20 protein-coding genes are annotated in these 17,912 nt (G+C 33.6%); 9 read left to right on the top strand and 11 right to left on the bottom strand.

Translation table 11 applies throughout. The features are described 5' to 3' along the window. From hisH to hisIE, 4 genes are read left to right on the top strand one after another with little or no spacing between them, the layout of a single operon-like run. A complete protein-coding gene (hisH, locus tag AC1Q7L_RS03290; protein WP_492305914.1) occupies positions 1-579 on the top strand; it encodes an imidazole glycerol phosphate synthase subunit HisH in 579 nt (192 codons plus the stop codon). 2 nt (positions 580-581) lie between these two features. Next, complete coding sequence (hisA, locus tag AC1Q7L_RS03285) at positions 582-1,304, top strand: 1-(5-phosphoribosyl)-5-[(5-phosphoribosylamino)methylideneamino]imidazole-4-carboxamide isomerase (protein ID WP_492305447.1); 723 nt, start codon at positions 582-584, stop codon at positions 1,302-1,304. Then, positions 1,297-2,052, top strand: a complete 756-nt coding sequence (hisF, locus tag AC1Q7L_RS03280) for an imidazole glycerol phosphate synthase subunit HisF (protein ID WP_492305448.1) — start codon at positions 1,297-1,299, stop codon at positions 2,050-2,052. Before hisA ends, hisF begins: the two co-directional genes overlap by 8 nt. After that, complete coding sequence (gene hisIE, locus AC1Q7L_RS03275; RefSeq protein ID WP_492305449.1) at positions 2,046-2,633, top strand: bifunctional phosphoribosyl-AMP cyclohydrolase/phosphoribosyl-ATP diphosphatase HisIE; 588 nt, start codon at positions 2,046-2,048, stop codon at positions 2,631-2,633. The genes hisF and hisIE overlap by 7 nt, the downstream gene beginning before the upstream one ends. A gap of 43 nt (positions 2,634-2,676) precedes the next feature. Here hisIE and AC1Q7L_RS03270 read toward each other — a convergent pair whose 3' ends face one another. The 6 genes from AC1Q7L_RS03270 to thrS form a co-directional block, all read right to left on the bottom strand. Further along, positions 2,677-3,849: a M28 family peptidase gene (locus AC1Q7L_RS03270; RefSeq protein ID WP_492305450.1), complete on the bottom strand. Its 1,173-nt coding sequence runs from the start codon at positions 3,847-3,849 to the stop codon at positions 2,677-2,679. 103 nt (positions 3,850-3,952) lie between these two features. After that, positions 3,953-5,125, bottom strand: a complete 1,173-nt coding sequence (locus AC1Q7L_RS03265) for a M28 family peptidase (protein WP_410690461.1) — start codon at positions 5,123-5,125, stop codon at positions 3,953-3,955. Between the two features lie 103 nt (positions 5,126-5,228). Further along, positions 5,229-5,573 (bottom strand): 50S ribosomal protein L20, encoded by a 345-nt coding sequence (gene rplT / locus AC1Q7L_RS03260; protein ID WP_054508924.1) that lies wholly within the window; start codon positions 5,571-5,573, stop codon positions 5,229-5,231. 116 nt (positions 5,574-5,689) lie between these two features. Then, the gene (gene rpmI, locus AC1Q7L_RS03255) at positions 5,690-5,887 is read right to left on the bottom strand and encodes a 50S ribosomal protein L35 (RefSeq protein ID WP_072406970.1); all 198 of its coding nucleotides are present in this window, start codon (positions 5,885-5,887) and stop codon (positions 5,690-5,692) included. A 244-nt stretch (positions 5,888-6,131) separates the two neighbouring features. Next, complete coding sequence (gene infC / locus AC1Q7L_RS03250) at positions 6,132-6,632, bottom strand: translation initiation factor IF-3 (RefSeq protein WP_410690464.1); 501 nt, start codon at positions 6,630-6,632, stop codon at positions 6,132-6,134. Positions 6,633-6,732: 100 nt separating this feature from the next. Next, positions 6,733-8,652: a threonine--tRNA ligase gene (gene thrS, locus AC1Q7L_RS03245; protein WP_492305451.1), complete on the bottom strand. Its 1,920-nt coding sequence runs from the start codon at positions 8,650-8,652 to the stop codon at positions 6,733-6,735. A 140-nt stretch (positions 8,653-8,792) separates the two neighbouring features. Here thrS and AC1Q7L_RS03240 point away from each other — a divergent pair, with 140 nt between their 5' ends. Beyond that, positions 8,793-9,767, top strand: coding sequence for a dipeptidase (locus AC1Q7L_RS03240; RefSeq protein ID WP_492305452.1), 975 nt, complete (start codon positions 8,793-8,795; stop codon positions 9,765-9,767). Positions 9,768-9,805: 38 nt separating this feature from the next. On the opposite strand, the gene AC1Q7L_RS03235 is transcribed toward AC1Q7L_RS03240, so the two are convergent. Beyond that, on the bottom strand, positions 9,806-11,350 hold the full coding sequence (locus AC1Q7L_RS03235) for a hypothetical protein (RefSeq protein ID WP_492305453.1): 1,545 nt from the start codon (positions 11,348-11,350) through the stop codon (positions 9,806-9,808). Between the two features lie 147 nt (positions 11,351-11,497). Between AC1Q7L_RS03235 and AC1Q7L_RS03230 the strand changes: the two genes are divergently transcribed. From AC1Q7L_RS03230 to leuB, 4 genes are all read left to right on the top strand, one after another. Next, positions 11,498-12,661 carry a 2-isopropylmalate synthase gene (locus AC1Q7L_RS03230; protein ID WP_492305454.1) on the top strand — a complete coding sequence of 388 codons (1,164 nt, stop codon included), beginning with the start codon at positions 11,498-11,500 and terminating at the stop codon, positions 12,659-12,661. Between the two features lie 30 nt (positions 12,662-12,691). Continuing rightward, positions 12,692-14,077 carry a 3-isopropylmalate dehydratase large subunit gene (leuC, locus tag AC1Q7L_RS03225; RefSeq protein WP_492305455.1) on the top strand — a complete coding sequence of 462 codons (1,386 nt, stop codon included), beginning with the start codon at positions 12,692-12,694 and terminating at the stop codon, positions 14,075-14,077. A gap of 89 nt (positions 14,078-14,166) precedes the next feature. After that, entirely contained in the window at positions 14,167-14,757 is a 591-nt protein-coding gene (leuD, locus tag AC1Q7L_RS03220; protein ID WP_492305456.1) for a 3-isopropylmalate dehydratase small subunit, read from the top strand. Beyond that, a complete protein-coding gene (gene leuB, locus AC1Q7L_RS03215; protein WP_492305457.1) occupies positions 14,754-15,878 on the top strand; it encodes a 3-isopropylmalate dehydrogenase in 1,125 nt (374 codons plus the stop codon). Before leuD ends, leuB begins: the two co-directional genes overlap by 4 nt. Before the next feature lie 69 nt (positions 15,879-15,947). Here leuB and AC1Q7L_RS03210 read toward each other — a convergent pair whose 3' ends face one another. The 4 genes from AC1Q7L_RS03210 to AC1Q7L_RS03195 are packed head-to-tail and all read right to left on the bottom strand — an operon-like array spanning position 15,948 to position 17,790. Then, positions 15,948-16,133 carry a hypothetical protein gene (locus AC1Q7L_RS03210; RefSeq protein ID WP_410690473.1) on the bottom strand — a complete coding sequence of 62 codons (186 nt, stop codon included), beginning with the start codon at positions 16,131-16,133 and terminating at the stop codon, positions 15,948-15,950. A gap of 12 nt (positions 16,134-16,145) precedes the next feature. Beyond that, on the bottom strand, positions 16,146-16,751 hold the full coding sequence (locus AC1Q7L_RS03205; protein ID WP_492305458.1) for a DUF4230 domain-containing protein: 606 nt from the start codon (positions 16,749-16,751) through the stop codon (positions 16,146-16,148). Positions 16,752-16,754: 3 nt separating this feature from the next. Then, the gene (locus tag AC1Q7L_RS03200; protein ID WP_410690475.1) at positions 16,755-17,321 is read right to left on the bottom strand and encodes a TlpA family protein disulfide reductase; all 567 of its coding nucleotides are present in this window, start codon (positions 17,319-17,321) and stop codon (positions 16,755-16,757) included. Position 17,322: 1 nt separating this feature from the next. Beyond that, complete coding sequence (locus AC1Q7L_RS03195; protein ID WP_492305459.1) at positions 17,323-17,790, bottom strand: pyrophosphohydrolase domain-containing protein; 468 nt, start codon at positions 17,788-17,790, stop codon at positions 17,323-17,325. Positions 17,791-17,912: the final 122 nt, after the last annotated feature.

Here is a 17,912-nt window from a genome sequence, read left to right as displayed (position 1 = left end):
ATGATTGCAATTATAAAATATAACGGAGGAAACGTCAATTCGGTGCAAAATGCGCTGAATAGATTAAATACAGAATCAATGATTACAGATGATTTTGAGCTAATTCAAAAAGCTGATAAAATAATTTTCCCGGGAGTCGGAGAAGCTTCTTCTACGATGAATGTATTAAAAGAAAAAGGTCTGGACAAGTTGATCCCAAATTTGAAACAGCCTGTTTTGGGAATTTGTTTGGGCATGCAATTAATGTGTAAAAATAATGAAGAAGGAGACACTGAAGGATTAGGAATTTTTGATATTAATGTAAAGAAATTCCCACCAAAAGATATTGTTCCTCACATGGGTTGGAATACAATTTCAGAAATAAAATCTCCATTATTTTCAGGAATTGAAAAAGAAAATGACTTGTATTTTGTTCACAGTTATTATTGTGAATTATCAGAATATACAACTTCTGTTTGTGATTATATTTTGCCTTTCAGTGCGTCTTTGCAGAAGGATAATTTCTTTGCAACACAATTTCACCCTGAAAAATCGGGGAAGATTGGAAATGAATTATTAAACAACTTTTTAAAATTGTAAGTATGAAAATTATTCCTGCTATTGACATTATTGACGGAAAATGTGTACGTCTTTCAAAAGGCGATTACAGTACAAAAAAAATCTACAATGAAAGCCCTGTAGAAGTTGCAAAAGAGTTTGAAAGCTTTGGGATTAAATTTCTTCACTTGGTAGATTTAGACGGTGCAAAATCTAAGCATATTGTCAACCAAAAAGTATTGGAAAGTATTGCAAAAGAAACCAATTTATCTATTGATTTTGGAGGTGGCTTGAAAACCTTGGAAGATATTGAAATTGCTTTCAGTTCTGGTGCAAAGCAAATTACGATTGGAAGTATTGCCGTTCAGGATCCTGAGTTTTGTTTTGAATTGATTGAAAAATATGGAGCTGATAAAATTATCCTAGGAGCCGATTGCAATAACCGAATGATAAAAACTTCAGGCTGGCTGGAAAGCAGTGATAAAGACGTGATTGATTTTATTCTTCAATATCAGAGAAAAGGAATTCAGCAGGTAATTTGTACCGATATTTCAAAAGACGGAATGTTGCAAGGTCCATCAACAGAGCTTTATAAAGAAATTTTAGATAAAACTTCAACTCAACTTATTGCAAGTGGTGGAATTTCATGTATTAAAGATATTGAGAAAATGAAAGAAATTGGTTGCGCTGGAACTATCATAGGAAAAGCAATTTATGAAGGAAAAATAGAATTAAAAGAACTTCAAAAATTCATTGAAAATGCTTAAAAAAAGAATAATCCCTTGCCTGGATATCAAGGATGGAACAACGGTAAAAGGAATCAATTTTGAGGGGTTAAGAAATGCCGGAGATCCAATAGAATTAGCGAAAAGATACGAAGAAAATGGAGCCGATGAACTGGTTTTCCTTGATATTACCGCTACGATTGAAAAGAGAAAAACATTCGTTGAATTGGTACAGAATATCTCTAAAGAACTGAGTATTCCTTTCACAGTTGGAGGCGGAATTTCTTCCATTCAAGATGTACAAAAACTCTTGGAAGCGGGAGCGGATAAGATAAGTATCAATTCATCAGCAGTTAAAAATCCCCAGCTAATTTCTCACTTGGCTAAAGAATTTGGAAGTCAGTGTATTGTTGTGGCGATTGATACCAAATTCATTAATAATTCCGATTGGGTTCATGTGAAAGGCGGACGAGAAATAACCAATTTGAAAACAATAGATTGGGCAAAAGAAGCAGAATCTTTAGGTGCAGGTGAAATTCTACTGACCTCGATGGACGGTGACGGAACTAAAAATGGTTTTGATATAAGAATCACAAAATCAGTTTCAGAAAACATTAATATTCCCGTGATTGCTTCGGGGGGAGCAGGCAAAATAGAAGATTTTAAAATGGTTTTCAAAGAAACGAAAGCGACAGGCGCTTTGGCAGCAAGTATTTTTCATTTCGGAGAAGTGAGCATTTTGGATTTAAAAAAAGAATTAAGTAATCAAAAAATTGAAGTAAGATGGTAATAGATTTCAGTAAAACCAATGGATTAGTTCCTGTAATTATTCAAGATAGCAGAAGCTTACAGGTGTTGATGTTAGGATATATGAATGAGGAAGCTTTTGAGAAAACAGAGAAAGAAGGGATTGTTACTTTTTTCAGCCGTTCTAAAAACAGACTTTGGACGAAAGGTGAGGAATCTGGTAATTTTTTAAAGGTTGAAAATATTCAAATTGATTGTGATAATGATACTATTTTAATTAAAGTAATTCCTGAAAATGTGGTTTGTCACACGGGAAGCTTTAGTTGTTTCGGAGAGAAAGATGCAAAAGGTTTTTTATATGAATTGGAAGCTAAGATTTCTCAAAGAATTGATGATAAAGTAGAGTCTTCTTATACCTATTCATTGTTTGAAAGAGGTATTAATAAAGTAGCTCAAAAAGTAGGAGAGGAAGCCGTAGAACTGGTTATTGAGGCTAAAGATAATAATGATGATTTATTTAAAAATGAAGCGGCTGATTTGTTGTATCACTTTTTGATTTTATTAAAAGCTAAAGGTTTTTCATTAGAAGAAATTGAAAAGGTATTACAAACTCGCGATAAATAAAAAACTCGCTAAAAAAGCGAGTTTATATCTTAAATTTTCATTTTTATCTTTCAATCAAAACCTTTCTAACAACCGTCTGCCCATCAGCTTTAAACACTCCAATATAAGCTCCATTAGCTAGGCTAGAAGTATTAATCTGAGTCTTATTTCCTTCTTTTATCAAAGTATGGCCAATCAAATCTGTGATCTCAAAACTGAAATCTTTCACTTTGCTGGGTACTTCAATATGAAGAGCATCTTTTGCAGGATTTGGATAAATCTTTACAGATTCTAACTTATTTGCCGGAACATCTCTAGTTCCTAAAATCGTTGTAGCTGCCACTGCAAAATGTTGAAGTGCACCAACCGTTGCTTTTCCAACATTGTAAATATAAACAGGATCTGTATTCGCAAAAGTATCATTTGCCGTGTGCGGATAATTGCTTCTTATTTTTTCAAAATAGCCTGTAATTACTTCACCTTTAGTTTCAAAAGGAATATAATCTGTATCTTCTGCTTCGTCAATATCAGTTAAAAGAGGAGAATAAAGACCTGTAAGCGTTACCAATTCCTGAGTTGCAGCAACGCCAGCAGCTGTATTATTTGCATTTCCGCCCATGTCTTCGTCGCAGTAAATGGTATTATTGTTATTTCCCATTTTCCCGCCAACCTGATCCAGGTTAAAGACTAATTTTATATCTAAAACACGGGTACTTCCTTGATAAGCCACCGTATTTGCATAGTGCTGACTTCCTCTCAATCCTTGTTCTTCACCGGAAAAGTGAATAAATTTAATGGAATATTCTGTTGGAACATCCTTTAAAATTCTTGCAGCTTCCAAAATAATTGATGTTCCGCTTCCATTGTCGTTGACTCCGGGACCAACAATACTGTCGAAATGTCCACAGATAATTACATATTTATTAGGATAAACTGTTCCGGTTTTAGTTATTACTAAATTTTTTGAACTTGTTCCACTAAAAGTAAACGGATCTTCTACAACTTGACTGGCAGAATATCCAAAAGAGGCATACTTGTTTTTTAGCCAATTTAAGGCATTTGCATTCGCTACAGAACCAGTAGTTTTAACGCCCAAATTTGAAAAATCCTGTAAATTGGTCGTAATATTAGTCTGCGTAACCATATTGGCACGATCCTGATAAGCCTGAATAAAACTTTGAGCCTGTAAACCGTAAGTTGCTAACGAAAAGAGTAGAAAAGTAGATAATTTTTTCACTTTTATATAAAGTTTTAAATATTTAATAATTCAGCAAATGTAGATAATTAAAAAATCCCGAGCAAAAAACTCAGGATCAATTAATTATATTATTGTAATGTAATTACTTTTCAATGATTACTTTTCTTGTAACGCTCTCATTATCTGTCTTCACCGTACATAAATAAGTTCCATTTACTAAACTTGAAACATTTATTTTTGTTTGATTTTGTACTGAAAATAACGTACGACCGCTTACATCTGTAATTTCAAGGCTAAAATCTTTCACCTTTTTTGGTAGTTCAACATTTAAAACATCTTTTGCCGGATTTGGATATACTTTTACAGACTCTAAACCTTGAGATGAAGTCTCGTTTACACCTAAAATTGTAGTTGAAGCAACCGCAAAATGTTGAAGCGCACCAACAGCAGCCTTTCCAACTTTAAAAACATAAGTAGGATCTACGTTGGCAAAAGTATCATTTACCGTATGTTCATTGTGACTCTGTGGTGTTTCGTAGAATCCGGTAATGATATCTCCATTTTCTTCAAAAGGCATATAATCTGATGAATAGGCATTAGACATCACCGTTTGTAATGGCGAATATAGAGTAGTACAAGCTGCTAATTGCTGTGTAAAAGACAATGATGCCGCATTATTTCCAGACTGACCAGCCTGATCGCTCTCACATTTTATTGAATTGCTCGGGCTCGATAATTTACCTCCAACCTGATCGATATTGAAAACTAATCTTACGTCTAAATCACGAACTCCATTTTTGAAAACTACATTATTTGCGTAATGATCACTTCCATAAAGTCCCTGTTCTTCTCCAGAAAAATGGATGAATTTTACAGAATATTCCGTAGGAACATCTTTTAAAATTCTAGCCGCTTCCAAAATAATAGAAGTTCCGCTTCCGTTATCACTTACTCCGGGACCTGTGATGGTATCATAGTGACCACAAATAATCACATATGTATTAGGATAAACCGTTCCTGTTTTTGTTATGATAAGATTTTTAGAACTTAAACTTCCTACTGTAAAAGGATCTTCTTCCATCTGGCTAACCGTATAACCGTAAGACAGATACTTATTCTTGATCCAGTTAAGCGCATTGGTATTGGCTACAGAACCTGTAGTCTTTACACCAAAATTTCCAAACTCCTGTAAGTTTGTCGTAATATTCGTTTGAGTAACCAAGTTCGCTCTGTTTTGATAAGCCTGAATAAAACTTTGAGCCTGCAAACCACAAGTTGCTAACGAAAGGAGTAGAAGAGTAGATAATTTTTTCACTTTTAAATAAAGTTTTAAATATTTAATAATTTAGCAAATGTAGATAATTAAAAAATCCCGAGCAAAAAACTCGGGATTTATATTGATAACAAAAAATTTTACATTATTTTACTTGATCTACAACAGCTTTGAAAGCTTCAGGATAGTTCATAGCTAAGTCAGCTAAAACTTTTCTGTTAAGCTCGATGTTGTTCTTTTTAAGAGCTCCCATAAACTGAGAGTAAGACATTCCGTGCTCTCTAGCTCCTGCATTGATACGCATGATCCAAAGTGATCTGAAATTTCTCTTTTTCTCTTTTCTACCACGGTAAGCATATTGCATTGCTTTTTCCACGGCATTTTTAGCTACAGTCCAAACGTTCTTTCTTCTACCGAAAAAACCTTTAGCTTGCTTAATAATTTTCTTTCTGCGAGCTCTTGAAGCTACGGCATTTACTGATCTAGGCATAATTTAAATTGTTTTTTTGAAAAGGGCGGTAAACTGTTTCATTACACTTATTTGCACCATTCCAGGGTTAAAATATTGAATTGTTATTCTTATAAACCGAATAAGGATTATAAAAACTACTGAATTGCTAATTGACGCTTAACACTTTTTTCGTCCACTTTTGCAACATAAGAAGTTTGCGTAAGATTTCTCTTTTGCTTAGTTTCTTTCTTTGTCAAGATGTGGCTTTTGAAAGCATTTTTTCTTTTAATCTTACCAGTTCCGGTAAGTTTAAAACGCTTCTTAGCACCTGATTTCGTTTTTAATTTTGGCATTTTTTTGCTTTTTATTGTTTTGTTATCAATATCTGTATTGATTATCCCTAAAGACATCTAGGAATAATAGTTTGCAAAATTACGAAAAATATGTGAGATGTGAAAGGAATTTTTAAAGCTATAAAAGGGAAGTTTATTGTTTAAAGTTTCTTGATTAATTTTAGTTCAAACACTAATAAAAATAAAAAACCTCAAATTGCTTTGAGGTTTATATTTTAAAGAATAGATTTTTAATCTATTAAAATTATTTTGCTGGTTTTTTAGGACTCATCATCATAATCATTCTCTTTCCTTCAAGTTTAGGTAGCTGATCTACTTTTCCAACGTGCTCTAATTCCTGAGCAAGTTTTAGAAGTAAGATTTCACCCTGATCTTTAAAGATAATCGAACGTCCTTTAAAAAATACGTAGGTTTTCAATTTTGAACCTTCTTCCAAGAACTTTTCAGCATGTTTTCTTTTAAACTCATAATCATGGTCATCAGTCTGAGGTCCGAAACGGATCTCCTTTACTACCACTTTTACTTGCTTAGCTTTAAGTTCTTTTTGTTTTTTCTTTTGCTCATATAAGAATTTTTTGTATTCTAATATTCTTGCAATAAACGGTTCTGCCTTATCGGAAATCACTACAAGATCCAATTCTTGATCCGAAGCAAGCTGTCTTGCTTTGTCGATTGGATAAATTCCCGGCTCTACGTTATCGCCCACTAAACGAAGCTCTCTCACACGAATTTTATCGTTGATCAAGTGTAAGTCCTCCTGTACAGGACGTCTTTGTGGGCCCCTGTTGTTAAATCTTTGTGCTATTGTATTAAATTTTATTGGTTAACTTTCTATTTGGCAATAATTATATTGCCGCTTCTTTTTTAAAATAATTGACGAAATCTTCCATTTTCATCACTCCAAGATCTCCTTCTCCACGTCTTCTCACAGAAATCGTGCCATCTCTTTCCTCATTTTCGCCTATAACCAGCATGAATGGGATCTTGTTTAATTCTGCATCACGGATTTTTTTACCCGCTTTCTCATTTCTGTTATCAATCTGACCGCTAATATCGTGATTTTCTAAAAATTGTGAAACTTTTTTCGCATAATCTGCATATTTTTCACTGATTGGTAGAATTATAAACTGATCAGGACTTAACCATAATGGGAAATCTCCGGCAGTATTTTCTAATAAAATCGCGATAAAACGTTCCATAGAACCAAATGGTGCTCTGTGGATCATTACCGGTCTGTGTTTTTCATTATCGCTTCCAATATAATGAAGATCAAATCTTTCCGGTAAATTATAATCTACCTGAATAGTTCCTAACTGCCATTTTCTTCCTAAAGCATCCTTCACCATGAAGTCTAATTTAGGACCGTAGAATGCAGCTTCACCATATTCAACAACGGTTTTCAAACCTTTCTTTTGAGCAGCGTTAATGATTGCACTTTCGGCTTTTTCCCAATTTTCATCAGAACCGATATATTTTTCTTTGTTATCCGGATCTCTTAAAGAAACCTGAGTTACAAAATCTTCAAATCCTAAAGATTTAAACACATAAAGCGTTAAATCAATTACCTTTTCAAATTCTTCCGAAAGCTGATCCGGAGTACAGAAAAGGTGAGCATCATCCTGAGTAAATCCACGAACTCTAGTTAATCCGTGAAGCTCTCCACTTTGCTCGTATCTATAAACAGTTCCGAATTCTGCATATCTTTTAGGTAAATCTCTGTAGCTCCATTGTGAAGTTTTGTAAATTTCACAGTGGTGAGGGCAGTTCATTGGCTTCAGCATGAATTCTTCTCCTTCATTTGGAGTTTTGATCGGCTGAAAGCTGTCTGCACCATATTTATCCCAGTGACCAGAAGTTACATACAGTTCTTTTGAACCGATATGTGGAGACATTACGAATTCATAACCTCCTTTTTTCTGAGCAACAGAAAGGAAATTTTCCAGTTTTCTTCTCAAAGCAGTTCCTTTTGGCAACCAAAGTGGTAAACCGGCACCTACTTTTTCAGAGAAAGCAAAAATTCCAAGTTCTTTACCTAATTTTCTATGATCTCTTCTTTTAGCTTCTTCTAATCTTTCAAGATATTCAGTCAATTCTTTCTGTTTAGGGAAAGAAATACCGTAAACTCTTGTTAATTGAGGATTTTTTTCACTTCCTCTCCAATAAGCTCCTGCAGCATTTAAGATCTTCATTGCTTTCACAATCCCTGTGTTAGGAATGTGTCCTCCACGACATAAATCTGTGAAGTTATCGTGTGTTACAAAAGTGATTTCTCCATCATTAAGATTAGAGATCAACTCAACTTTGTAAGGATTATCTGCATATGTTTTTAATGCTTCTTCTTTAGATACAGGGTATAATGAGAATGTTGAAGCTTTTTTAGCATTTTCCAATACTTTCTTTTCAATCTTCTCAAAATCTTTTTCAGATAAAACTTCGTCTCCGAAATCTACATCATAATAGAATCCACTTTCGATCGCTGGACCGATTGTTAACTTAGCATTTGGATAAAATTCCATGATAGCCTGCGCCAAAAGATGGGCAGAAGAATGCCAGAAAGCTTTCTTTCCAAGATCGTCATTCCAGGTTAACAACTGTACCGTAGAATCCGTGGTTATAGGTGTGGTGATCTCTACTTGTTTGTTATTAACAATTGCGGAAATGGTGTTTCTAGCCAATCCCTCGCTTATAGATTTTGCCACATCTAAAGGAGTAACTGCTCCTTCAAATTCTTTGACACTATTGTCTGGAAGTGTAATTTTTATCATTGTTTACTAAGAAATTTTAAGTTGCAAAAATACGCATTTTTTATTTAAAAAGCGATATTAACGTATATTTGAAGCAATATTTAATGCTAAAGGTAAAGAAAAACTTTTTTAATTTTCTATAAATAATTTACACTCTCATTATGAATGACTTAAATATCGACTTACACTGCGACTTATTATACTATTTATTAAGACCAGATTCGAAAACTGATGATAAACAAGTGAAATGCTCACTACCTTATTTAAAAGAAGGCCATGTAAAGCTTCAGGTAATGGCTATTTATACAGCAACGGGAAAAAATAGTATAGCAGAAGGGATCAAACAAAGTGAAATTTTCGCAGATCTATTAAAAAGCGAAGATTTTTTTCTTTTTGACACTAAAAATTACAGCAATATTGAAAATAAAAATAGAGTAGGAGTTCTTGCTTCTATTGAAAATGGTTCCTCATTTTGTGAAGAAGATACTGATTTGGATATTGGATTTAAAAACCTTGAAACTATCATTCAAAATACTCAAAAAGTATTATATATCGGACTTACCCATCATTCTGAAAATCGTTTCGGTGGTGGAAATAATTCTGAAGTAGGTTTGAAAGATGACGGAAAAATTTTAATCGATTATATAGCAGATAAGAAAATCGCGATTGATTTGGCTCATACAAGCGATCAATTAGCGTATGATATTCTTAATTATGTTGATCAGAAAAATTATAAAATATCCATTCTTGCAAGTCATTCCAACTATAGAAATGTATACAAAAATAACAGAAATCTTCCAGATGAATTGGTTAAAGAATTAATTAAAAGAGAAGGTTTAATTGGACTTAATTTTATCAAAGATTATATTGATCATCACCAGCCTGAAAGATTTTACGAGCATATTCAATACGGTTTGGACTTAGGTGCAGAAAATTGCATCGCGTATGGAGCAGACTTTTTCTTTGACGATGAGCATCCCGATCAATCCCGTTATCCTTTTTTCTTTGATGAGTTTAAAAATTCAACAATGTATAATTCAATCAACAAAAGATTAGCAGAGGATTTTTCACCTGAAATAATGGAAAAGATTAGTCACAAAAATGCTTTGAGTTTTATTGAAAAACTTTGGGCATAACTTTTAAGTGGCGGTTTATATTTTTTTAAACCGTCATTTTAACTTTTCCTTTTATATTTCACCCTTCTTTTTATAATTTCTATCACGTCTATCTGCTGAACTTTAGACTGCACCCAACCGTGGATATCAATATAAAATAATGATCTTCTGTAGTATTCGTTTTTAGAAAATTCATCCAGCTTTTTATTAAATGACTTGAAGGCTTCTTTTCTTTTATTTAAAAATAATCCATTAAGATTTTTAAAAAATGTAATGCTTTCAAAATGAAACTCTTCCGGTTTTTTCATTTTAAGCGCAAATTTCAAGGTAGCTTTTATAAATTCGTCATAATCTTCATCATTTCCCGATTCATATTTTGACATTAAAATAAGAATTCTGGTATGGAATAATAAATCCTCCTGTACACTTCCTTTAGATTCGATGATCTTCATAGAATACAAGATGGATTCTACATATTTTTTGCTTCCAAAAAACATAGCTGCCATTTTTAAATAGAGGATCATAAAATGGTGCTCGTCAATTTTATCGCGAAGTTTATCCATTTTAAGCTCTATTTCCGGAATAAGCTTGGTACCCATGAAAAATTCACCTTTTATAAAGTGAATATTCATCAGGGTATTGTAATGTGTAAGAAAAATAAGGGACTGCAGGTTTTCGTTTTGTACAAAAATTTGTGACTGAACCATTTTGTTAAAATGCTCAAACTGCTTTTCCAACACATCAATATTACCATAAAGAAAAAGGATTTTAAGCAGATAGGTGTTGCCTTTAATATACCAAACGGGATGGCTGGCGATCATTTCAGGGTTTTGATGAAATAATTCAACCCACTGATAAGCATATTTTAAAGTATATTTATAATTCTGCAGTAATTGATTCTTCCATACATGAGCCTTATAATACCATAACTTTTCGGTAAAATTAAGTTTAAACGGTTTTATATTTTTAATCTGTGAATTAAATATTTCTAAGATTTCTTCTCGGTCTTTATCATTTTTTACGTAGCCATGAGTAAGCATTTCACTGTATAATTTCAATGAAAGATTAGAAAGCTGCGTTGTATATTGATTTTGCTTGCTTACCGCATTAGATTGCCTGATCAATTCTTCAGCTCTTCCGGCAATACTTCGTGTAATAAACTGTGATTCAATTACTTTTTCAAGATCGATGATTTCTGACGCGATACTTTTTTCATCTAATTCCAGAGCGGTCTGCTTGGTTTTATCTAATATTTTTAAAGCCTGTTTGTAAAGTCCTTTCTGATAAAGAATATTGGCAAAATCCAATTGCTCACGAAGCTGAATTCTAAAATTTTGATGACTTGGATTCAGGCGCAGACTTACTAAAAGCTGTTTGTAGAGATGAGCCTTAAGATTAGAAAGCTGTTGTTTCGTCGAAATCTTTTTTCCTATAATAATGCTCTCATCATATTCATTCATTTTGTCCAATTCTGAAAAAAGTAACAGAAATTTAGCATCGATATTAATTCCTAGGCGATTAACATAGAGCTTAAATTGTCGTTTTTCGGAAGTTGTTAATGATTTAATAAGTACAAATAAAAAATCTTTCTGTAATTCTGCCATTGTAGATTTTAATGATATAATTATTTGATTATTAGTTTTTTGTGTTTAAAACTTCATCATTTGAATATTGTATTTTTTTGATGAAATCAAAATCAAAGAACAATTCAATCTTTAGTTTTGAATCAAAATTAAGTAAAAAACTTCATTATGAATTCCGAAAAAATTGAAATTTTTGATACCACATTGCGTGATGGAGAGCAAGTCCCTGGCTGTAAATTAAATACAGAACAAAAATTAGTTATTGCCGAAAAACTGGACGAGCTAGGAGTAGATGTTATTGAAGCTGGTTTCCCGATTTCAAGTCCCGGAGATTTTCATTCTGTTGCAGAGATTTCAAAATTAGTAAAAAACGCAAAAGTCTGCGGATTGACAAGAGCTAACAAAAAAGATATTGAAACTGCAGCAGAAGCGCTGAAATATGCCAAAAGACCGAGAATTCATACAGGAATAGGAACTTCGGATTCCCATATTCAATATAAATTCAACTCAAATAGGGAAGATATTATAGAACGAGCCGTGAACGCTGTAAAATATGCGAAAACCTTTGTAGAAGATGTAGAATTTTACGCGGAAGATGCAGGAAGAACAGATAACGAATATTTAGCAAAAGTTTGCGAAGAAGTAATTAAAGCAGGCGCAACCGTCCTTAACATCCCTGATACAACGGGTTATTGCCTTCCTGAAGAATATGGCGCCAAGATCAAATATTTAAAGGAAAATGTAAAGGGAATTGATAAAGCCATACTTTCCTGCCACTGCCACAATGATTTGGGATTGGCTACTGCGAATTCTATTTCAGGAGTGATCAATGGTGCCAGACAAATTGAATGTACCATTAATGGCTTAGGTGAAAGAGCTGGAAATACAGCATTGGAGGAAGTGGTAATGGTTTTAAAACAGCATTCACATTTAAAATTACATACTGATATCAACTCCAGAATGCTCAATTCAATGAGTGAATTGGTTTCTGATCTGATGGGAATGGCTGTACAGCCAAATAAAGCCATCGTTGGAGGCAATGCTTTTGCCCACAGCTCAGGAATCCACCAGGATGGGGTCATTAAAAATAGGGAAACTTACGAAATTATTGATCCTGCAGAAGTGGGTGTAAATGCGTCATCAATCATTTTAACAGCCAGAAGTGGACGTTCAGCTTTAGCTTACAGATTTAAACATATTGGTTTTGATGTTACTAAAAACGAGCTTGACTTTTTGTATGAGGAGTTTTTAAAAATTGCCGACATGAAAAAAGAAGTTAAAAACGATGATTTAAATGCAATTATCGAAAAAGTTACCAGAAAAATAGGATAGATCTTTCATTTTACATTAATAGACCTTTAAATGAACAATTATAAAACACTTTTTGATAAAGTTTGGGATGCTCACATTGTCGAAACGATCCCAAACGGCCCTCAAATTATATACATTGATAAACACTTGATCCATGAGGTAACAAGCCCACAGGCTTTTGCCGAATTGGAAGCCAGAAATCTGGAAGTATTCCGTCCAAAACAGATTGTTGCGACTGCAGATCACAACGTTCCGACATTAGATCAGGATCAGCCGATCAGGGATGAATCTTCAAGAAATCAAGTAGAACAACTCACAGAAAACTGCAAAAAAAATCATATTGAATTATACGGTTTAGGGCATGAATATCAGGGAATCGTTCACATTATTGCTCCCGAATTAGGAGTTACACAACCCGGAATGAGTATTGTTTGTGGAGATAGCCATACTTCAACACACGGTGCTTTTGGGGCGATTGCATTTGGAATTGGCACCAGTCAGGTGGCACAGGTTTTTGCGAGTCAGTGTTTATTATTGAATAAGCCGAAATCAATGAGAATTACCGTTAACGGTGAATTAAATAAAAATGTTCAGCCTAAAGACGTGATTTTGTATATCATTTCAAAAGTTGGAACAGACAGCGGAACAGGCTATTTCTGTGAATATGCCGGAAATGTTTTTGAAGAAATGTCAATGGAAGGAAGAATGACTATCTGCAATATGAGCATCGAAATGGGAGCAAGAGGCGGAATGATTGCTCCTGATGAAACCACTTTCGAATATGTAAAAGGAAGAACTTTTGCCCCGAAAGGCAAAGAATGGGAAGAAAAAGTAGAATATTGGAAGACTTTGAAAACCGATGATCAGGCTGTTTTTGACAAAGAATATTCATTTGATGCTTCAGAAATTCATCCGATGATCACGTACGGAACCAATCCGGGGATGGGAATTTCAATTAATGAAACAATTCCTGTTCCTCAAAATGAATCAGAAGTAAAAGCTCTGAAATATATGGGTTTAAAATCTGGTCAACCACTTTCTGATATTAAAGTACATTACGTTTTCATTGGAAGCTGCACCAATGCCCGAATTGAAGATTTCCGTTCTGCAGCTCAATATATTAAAGGAAAAAATAAATCAGATCAGGTTCAGGCCTTAATTGTTCCGGGCTCGCAACAGGTGGTAAAGCAGATTTATGAAGAAGGACTCGATAAAATTTTTAATGAGGCAGGATTTCAGATCAGACAACCCGGATGCTCTGCATGTCTCGCTATGAATGACGATAAAATTCCGGAAGGTGAGTACTGTGTTTCAACATCAAACAGAAACTTTGAAGGCAGACAAGGGCAGGGAGCAAGAACCATTTTGGCTAGTCCGCTAACCGCAGCAAAAGTTGCCATTGAAGGAAGAATTTCAATTTTTGAAAATTTAAATTAGAAACAAATGATGAGAGAGAATGCTGTTTTTGTAAATGTAAATCCATCATATTCTCAAAGACAGCTTTTATCTTTATTTACGATAAACAAATGCAAAAACTAGTTAGATTACAATCGCGAGCCGTGCCTATGCCGGCAGAAAATATAGATACGGATCAGATCATTCCGGCGAGATTTTTAAAAAGTATCGATAAAAAAGGTTTTGGAAATAATCTTTTCAGAGACTGGAGATATGATGTTCATACAAATGAGCCGAATCCTGATTTTGTTTTAAATAATCCAAAATACAGTGGAGAAATCCTTGTTGCAGGTAATAATTTTGGTTGCGGAAGCAGCCGTGAACATGCCGCCTGGGCATTAACCGATTTTGGATTTAAAATTATTGTATCCAGTTTTTTTGCGGATATTTTTAAAGGAAATGCCCTCAACAACGGATTGCTTCCCATAAAAGTTTCAGAAGAATTTTTAAAAGAAATTTTAAATGAGATCACAGAAAATCCTGAAAGTGAGATTGCCGTAGATGTAGAAAAACAAACGATCACTTTTAAAAACAAAACAGAAAATTTTGAAATTGATTCTTATAAAAAAATATGTCTTTTAAATGGCTATGACGATATTGATTTTTTAATCAGCAAAAAACAGGCGATACAAGAATTTGAACTAAAAACACAAATAATATGAGCAGAAATTATTTTAAAATAGCAGTACTTCCCGGAGATGGAATTGGTCCGGAAGTAACCAATGAAAGTGTGAAAATATTGAATACAATCGGTAGTTTATTCAATTATAATTTCGATTTCAAGTACGGAATCGTTGGCGCTGACGCTATTTTCAAAACAGGAAATCCATTGCCGGACGATACTCTGAAACTTTGCAAAGATTCTGATGCAGTTCTTTTTGGAGCCATCGGTGATCCTTCGTTTGATAATAATCCTGATGCGAAAGTAAGACCGGAGCAAGGGCTTTTAAAACTTCGTAAAGAACTAGGTCTTTTTGCGAATATCAGGCCTTTGAAAACATATTCTTCACTTATTTCAAAAAGTCCGTTGAAACAGGAAATTATTGAAGGAACGGATATTCAGATCTATAGAGAATTGATAAGCGGAATCTATTTTGGTGAAAAATTTACTGAAGAAAATGGAGCTTATGCTTATGATGTCTGCAGGTACAACAGAGAAGATATTACTCAGATTGCTCATTTGGCTTTTCAGGATGCGCAAAAAAGAAGGAAAAAAGTAACTCTTATCGATAAAGCGAATGTGTTGGACACTTCCAGATTATGGAGAAAAGTATGTAAAGAAATTGCGGAAGAATATCCTGATGTTACATTAGATTTTATGTTTGTAGACAATGCAGCGATGCAGTTGATTCTTGATCCAAAGCAGTTTGATGTTATTTTAACGGAAAATATGTTTGGAGATATTATTTCTGATGAAGCCAGTGTTATCGGAGGTTCAATAGGTTTGTTGCCATCAGCTTCGATTGGAAATTCGAGTGCTTTATTTGAGCCTATCCATGGTTCTTATCCTCAGGCTAAAGGAAAAGGAATTGCAAATCCTATTGCCTCTATATTGAGTTCTGCCATGATGTTGGATCATTTAAAATTAGAGGATGCCGCTCATAAATTAAGACAATCTGTAGAGTATACAATTGAAAGTAAATATGTTACTGCTGATCTTAATTCAAAACAATCATATTCAACGAGTGAAGTAGGAGATTTTATCGTTGATTATATTAAATATTCTGAAAAAACATATTATAATTTTGAGAATATTAAAATCGGAAAGTCTACCATCGTGTAGTACGTTATACGTTTGATATTATTTTTTTTTAAAACAAAAGTCTGCCTCTTTCGAAGCAGACTTTTAATTTTATTGATCTGTATTATCCGTTTTTCCTGTTTTGTTTTTAGAGGCTTTTTGAATGTCTTCTTTATCAATATCAGGCGGATTTGTTTTTTTCGAAGAAGCAGGAATATCAGGAAAATCCTGATTTTGCTTTTTTGATTCTGCAGAATTTGTAGATTCTTTCTTTTTGTTATCGTCTTTTGAATTCATAGCTTTAAATTTTTAAAGTCCTAAAATACCTAGCTGACCGGTTTTGTCTTCTATAGTATAATTCAAAGCCTTTGCCAAAACGAAAATATTATTAAGATTTTCCATTAATTGTTGACGTCCTTCGTTTCTTAGCTTATTTTGATCAATAGATTTCAAAGCAGCATCTTTTGCTTTTTGAGTTACATTTTTAATGTCTTTCTCAGAAATTCTATTGAAAAAAGAGTCGTCAAGAGACTGTATTTCAACACTTGGAGTGATTCTTATATCTGCATTGGGTAATTCTGTGATAATCAATTTTTTATTAATAGAATCAACCTCCATTTTCATTTTGTTTAAATCATAGGAAACCTGAGCATTAGTCTTTGTATAAGTAATAATGCTGTTGCTCGAAACTTCACTTCCGAACACTTCGTAACCCATCTTTGTTTTCTGCATCGAAGAAACATCCTGCTCCAACACAACCATTTTATTCATTTTAGAAATTTGATTTGTCAGAATATAATAATCCGATTTTTCCGTTTTTCCGGCAAGATTTAGACAAGATTTAAGACCAAAGAAGAGAAGCAACATGATCGCAACTCCTGCTAAAAATGGTAATATGATTCTATTATTTCTCAATATCTATTTTTTAAATATTTCTTTTATTACAGATTTGTCGTCTTTCTTTAAAATTTCAACCAAATCTCTTTCAATATAACCTGTTGTAGGCATTTCTATTATCCTTCCAATTTCCTTGCCATATTTTTGAACAATAATCGTAGGAACTTTCTGAATATTATAAAGCCCTTCCTCACCAGAAGGAGATTCTTTTTTACGGTTTACGGCAATAATCGTTAATTTTCCTTCGGGATATTTCACTTCTTCCAAAATCTTCATCAATCTTGGAAAATCTCTGTGACTGTCCTCGCACCAAGTTCCCATGAAAACAGTGATATTGTAAGAATTTATTTTATCCTTTCTAAGTTCACTGATCGCTTTTTGGTCAATTGCATATTCGTCATGCTCTTTCACATACCAATCTGCGTAAGGTGCTTTTGTAAACTGATCTTTAGTTTGAGTTCCTAAAAGCATTTTTCCATCCTTAGTCGTTTCAACTTCACGGTTCACCACTACTTTTTGAGCGCTGAACTGCTGAGTTGCAAAAACCAAGCATGAAATGGTAACAACATTTGTGATTATTTTTTTCATATTATTTTTCGATAATTGTTTTTAAATCAGCAGGAGAGTAGTATTTGTTTTTCAATACTTTATGATCTGCCTGTCTGTAAACATTGAATTTTTCTCCAGATTTTTCATAGAAAGATCCAACTTCTTTTTCTTTATAAAACTCAACTGTTTCCTGTGCCTGTTCTTCATTATCACAAGCTTTAGACATATTGGAACGCTGAACTTCGTTGAATAGCTCTACAAATTTGTTGCCAAGTCCGAATTCTAGTACGGCACCACTTAAAACATATTGCAAATCACAAAGTGCATCTGCAATTTCCACGATGTCATTATCTGCAATCGCTTGTTTTAATTCGTTTAATTCTTCCTGTAAAAGCTCAACTCTAAGGTTACATCTTTCCGGAGAAGGAATCTGTGGAGTATCTAAAATAGGCGCTTTGAAAGTTGTGTGGAATTCTGCTACTTGGTTCAGGCTGTCAATTTTTTCCATGAAATTTTTAAATTTGTGACAAATATAAAATTTTTAGAAGTTAGAAGCTAGAAATTAGAGATTAGTTTTTCACGTTTTATCATTGATTGAATGTAGAATTAATTTTTTAGGTTTAAAATTAA

It is taken from the genome of Chryseobacterium sp. GW823-FHT05E08, from assembly GCF_058795655.1.
Note: the sequence above shows the minus strand (reverse complement) of the source record. Positions and strands in the feature narration are given on the sequence as shown.

What these genes read in the sequence shown, in the direction of transcription:
- hisH (WP_492305914.1), top strand. Translation starts at nt 1, where the DNA reads ATGATTGCAATTATAAAATATAACGGAGGAAACGTCAATTCGGTGCAA.
- hisA (WP_492305447.1), top strand. Translation starts at nt 582, where the DNA reads ATGAAAATTATTCCTGCTATTGACATTATTGACGGAAAATGTGTACGT.
- hisF (WP_492305448.1), top strand. Translation starts at nt 1,297, where the DNA reads ATGCTTAAAAAAAGAATAATCCCTTGCCTGGATATCAAGGATGGAACA.
- hisIE (WP_492305449.1), top strand. Translation starts at nt 2,046, where the DNA reads ATGGTAATAGATTTCAGTAAAACCAATGGATTAGTTCCTGTAATTATT.
- rplT (WP_054508924.1), bottom strand. Translation starts at nt 5,573, where the DNA reads ATGCCTAGATCAGTAAATGCCGTAGCTTCAAGAGCTCGCAGAAAGAAA.
- rpmI (WP_072406970.1), bottom strand. Translation starts at nt 5,887, where the DNA reads ATGCCAAAATTAAAAACGAAATCAGGTGCTAAGAAGCGTTTTAAACTT.
- thrS (WP_492305451.1), bottom strand. Translation starts at nt 8,652, where the DNA reads ATGATAAAAATTACACTTCCAGACAATAGTGTCAAAGAATTTGAAGGA.
- AC1Q7L_RS03240 (WP_492305452.1), top strand. Translation starts at nt 8,793, where the DNA reads ATGAATGACTTAAATATCGACTTACACTGCGACTTATTATACTATTTA.
- AC1Q7L_RS03235 (WP_492305453.1), bottom strand. Translation starts at nt 11,350, where the DNA reads ATGGCAGAATTACAGAAAGATTTTTTATTTGTACTTATTAAATCATTA.
- AC1Q7L_RS03230 (WP_492305454.1), top strand. Translation starts at nt 11,498, where the DNA reads ATGAATTCCGAAAAAATTGAAATTTTTGATACCACATTGCGTGATGGA.
- leuC (WP_492305455.1), top strand. Translation starts at nt 12,692, where the DNA reads ATGAACAATTATAAAACACTTTTTGATAAAGTTTGGGATGCTCACATT.
- leuD (WP_492305456.1), top strand. Translation starts at nt 14,167, where the DNA reads ATGCAAAAACTAGTTAGATTACAATCGCGAGCCGTGCCTATGCCGGCA.
- leuB (WP_492305457.1), top strand. Translation starts at nt 14,754, where the DNA reads ATGAGCAGAAATTATTTTAAAATAGCAGTACTTCCCGGAGATGGAATT.
- AC1Q7L_RS03210 (WP_410690473.1), bottom strand. Translation starts at nt 16,133, where the DNA reads ATGAATTCAAAAGACGATAACAAAAAGAAAGAATCTACAAATTCTGCA.
- AC1Q7L_RS03200 (WP_410690475.1), bottom strand. Translation starts at nt 17,321, where the DNA reads ATGAAAAAAATAATCACAAATGTTGTTACCATTTCATGCTTGGTTTTT.
- AC1Q7L_RS03195 (WP_492305459.1), bottom strand. Translation starts at nt 17,790, where the DNA reads ATGGAAAAAATTGACAGCCTGAACCAAGTAGCAGAATTCCACACAACT.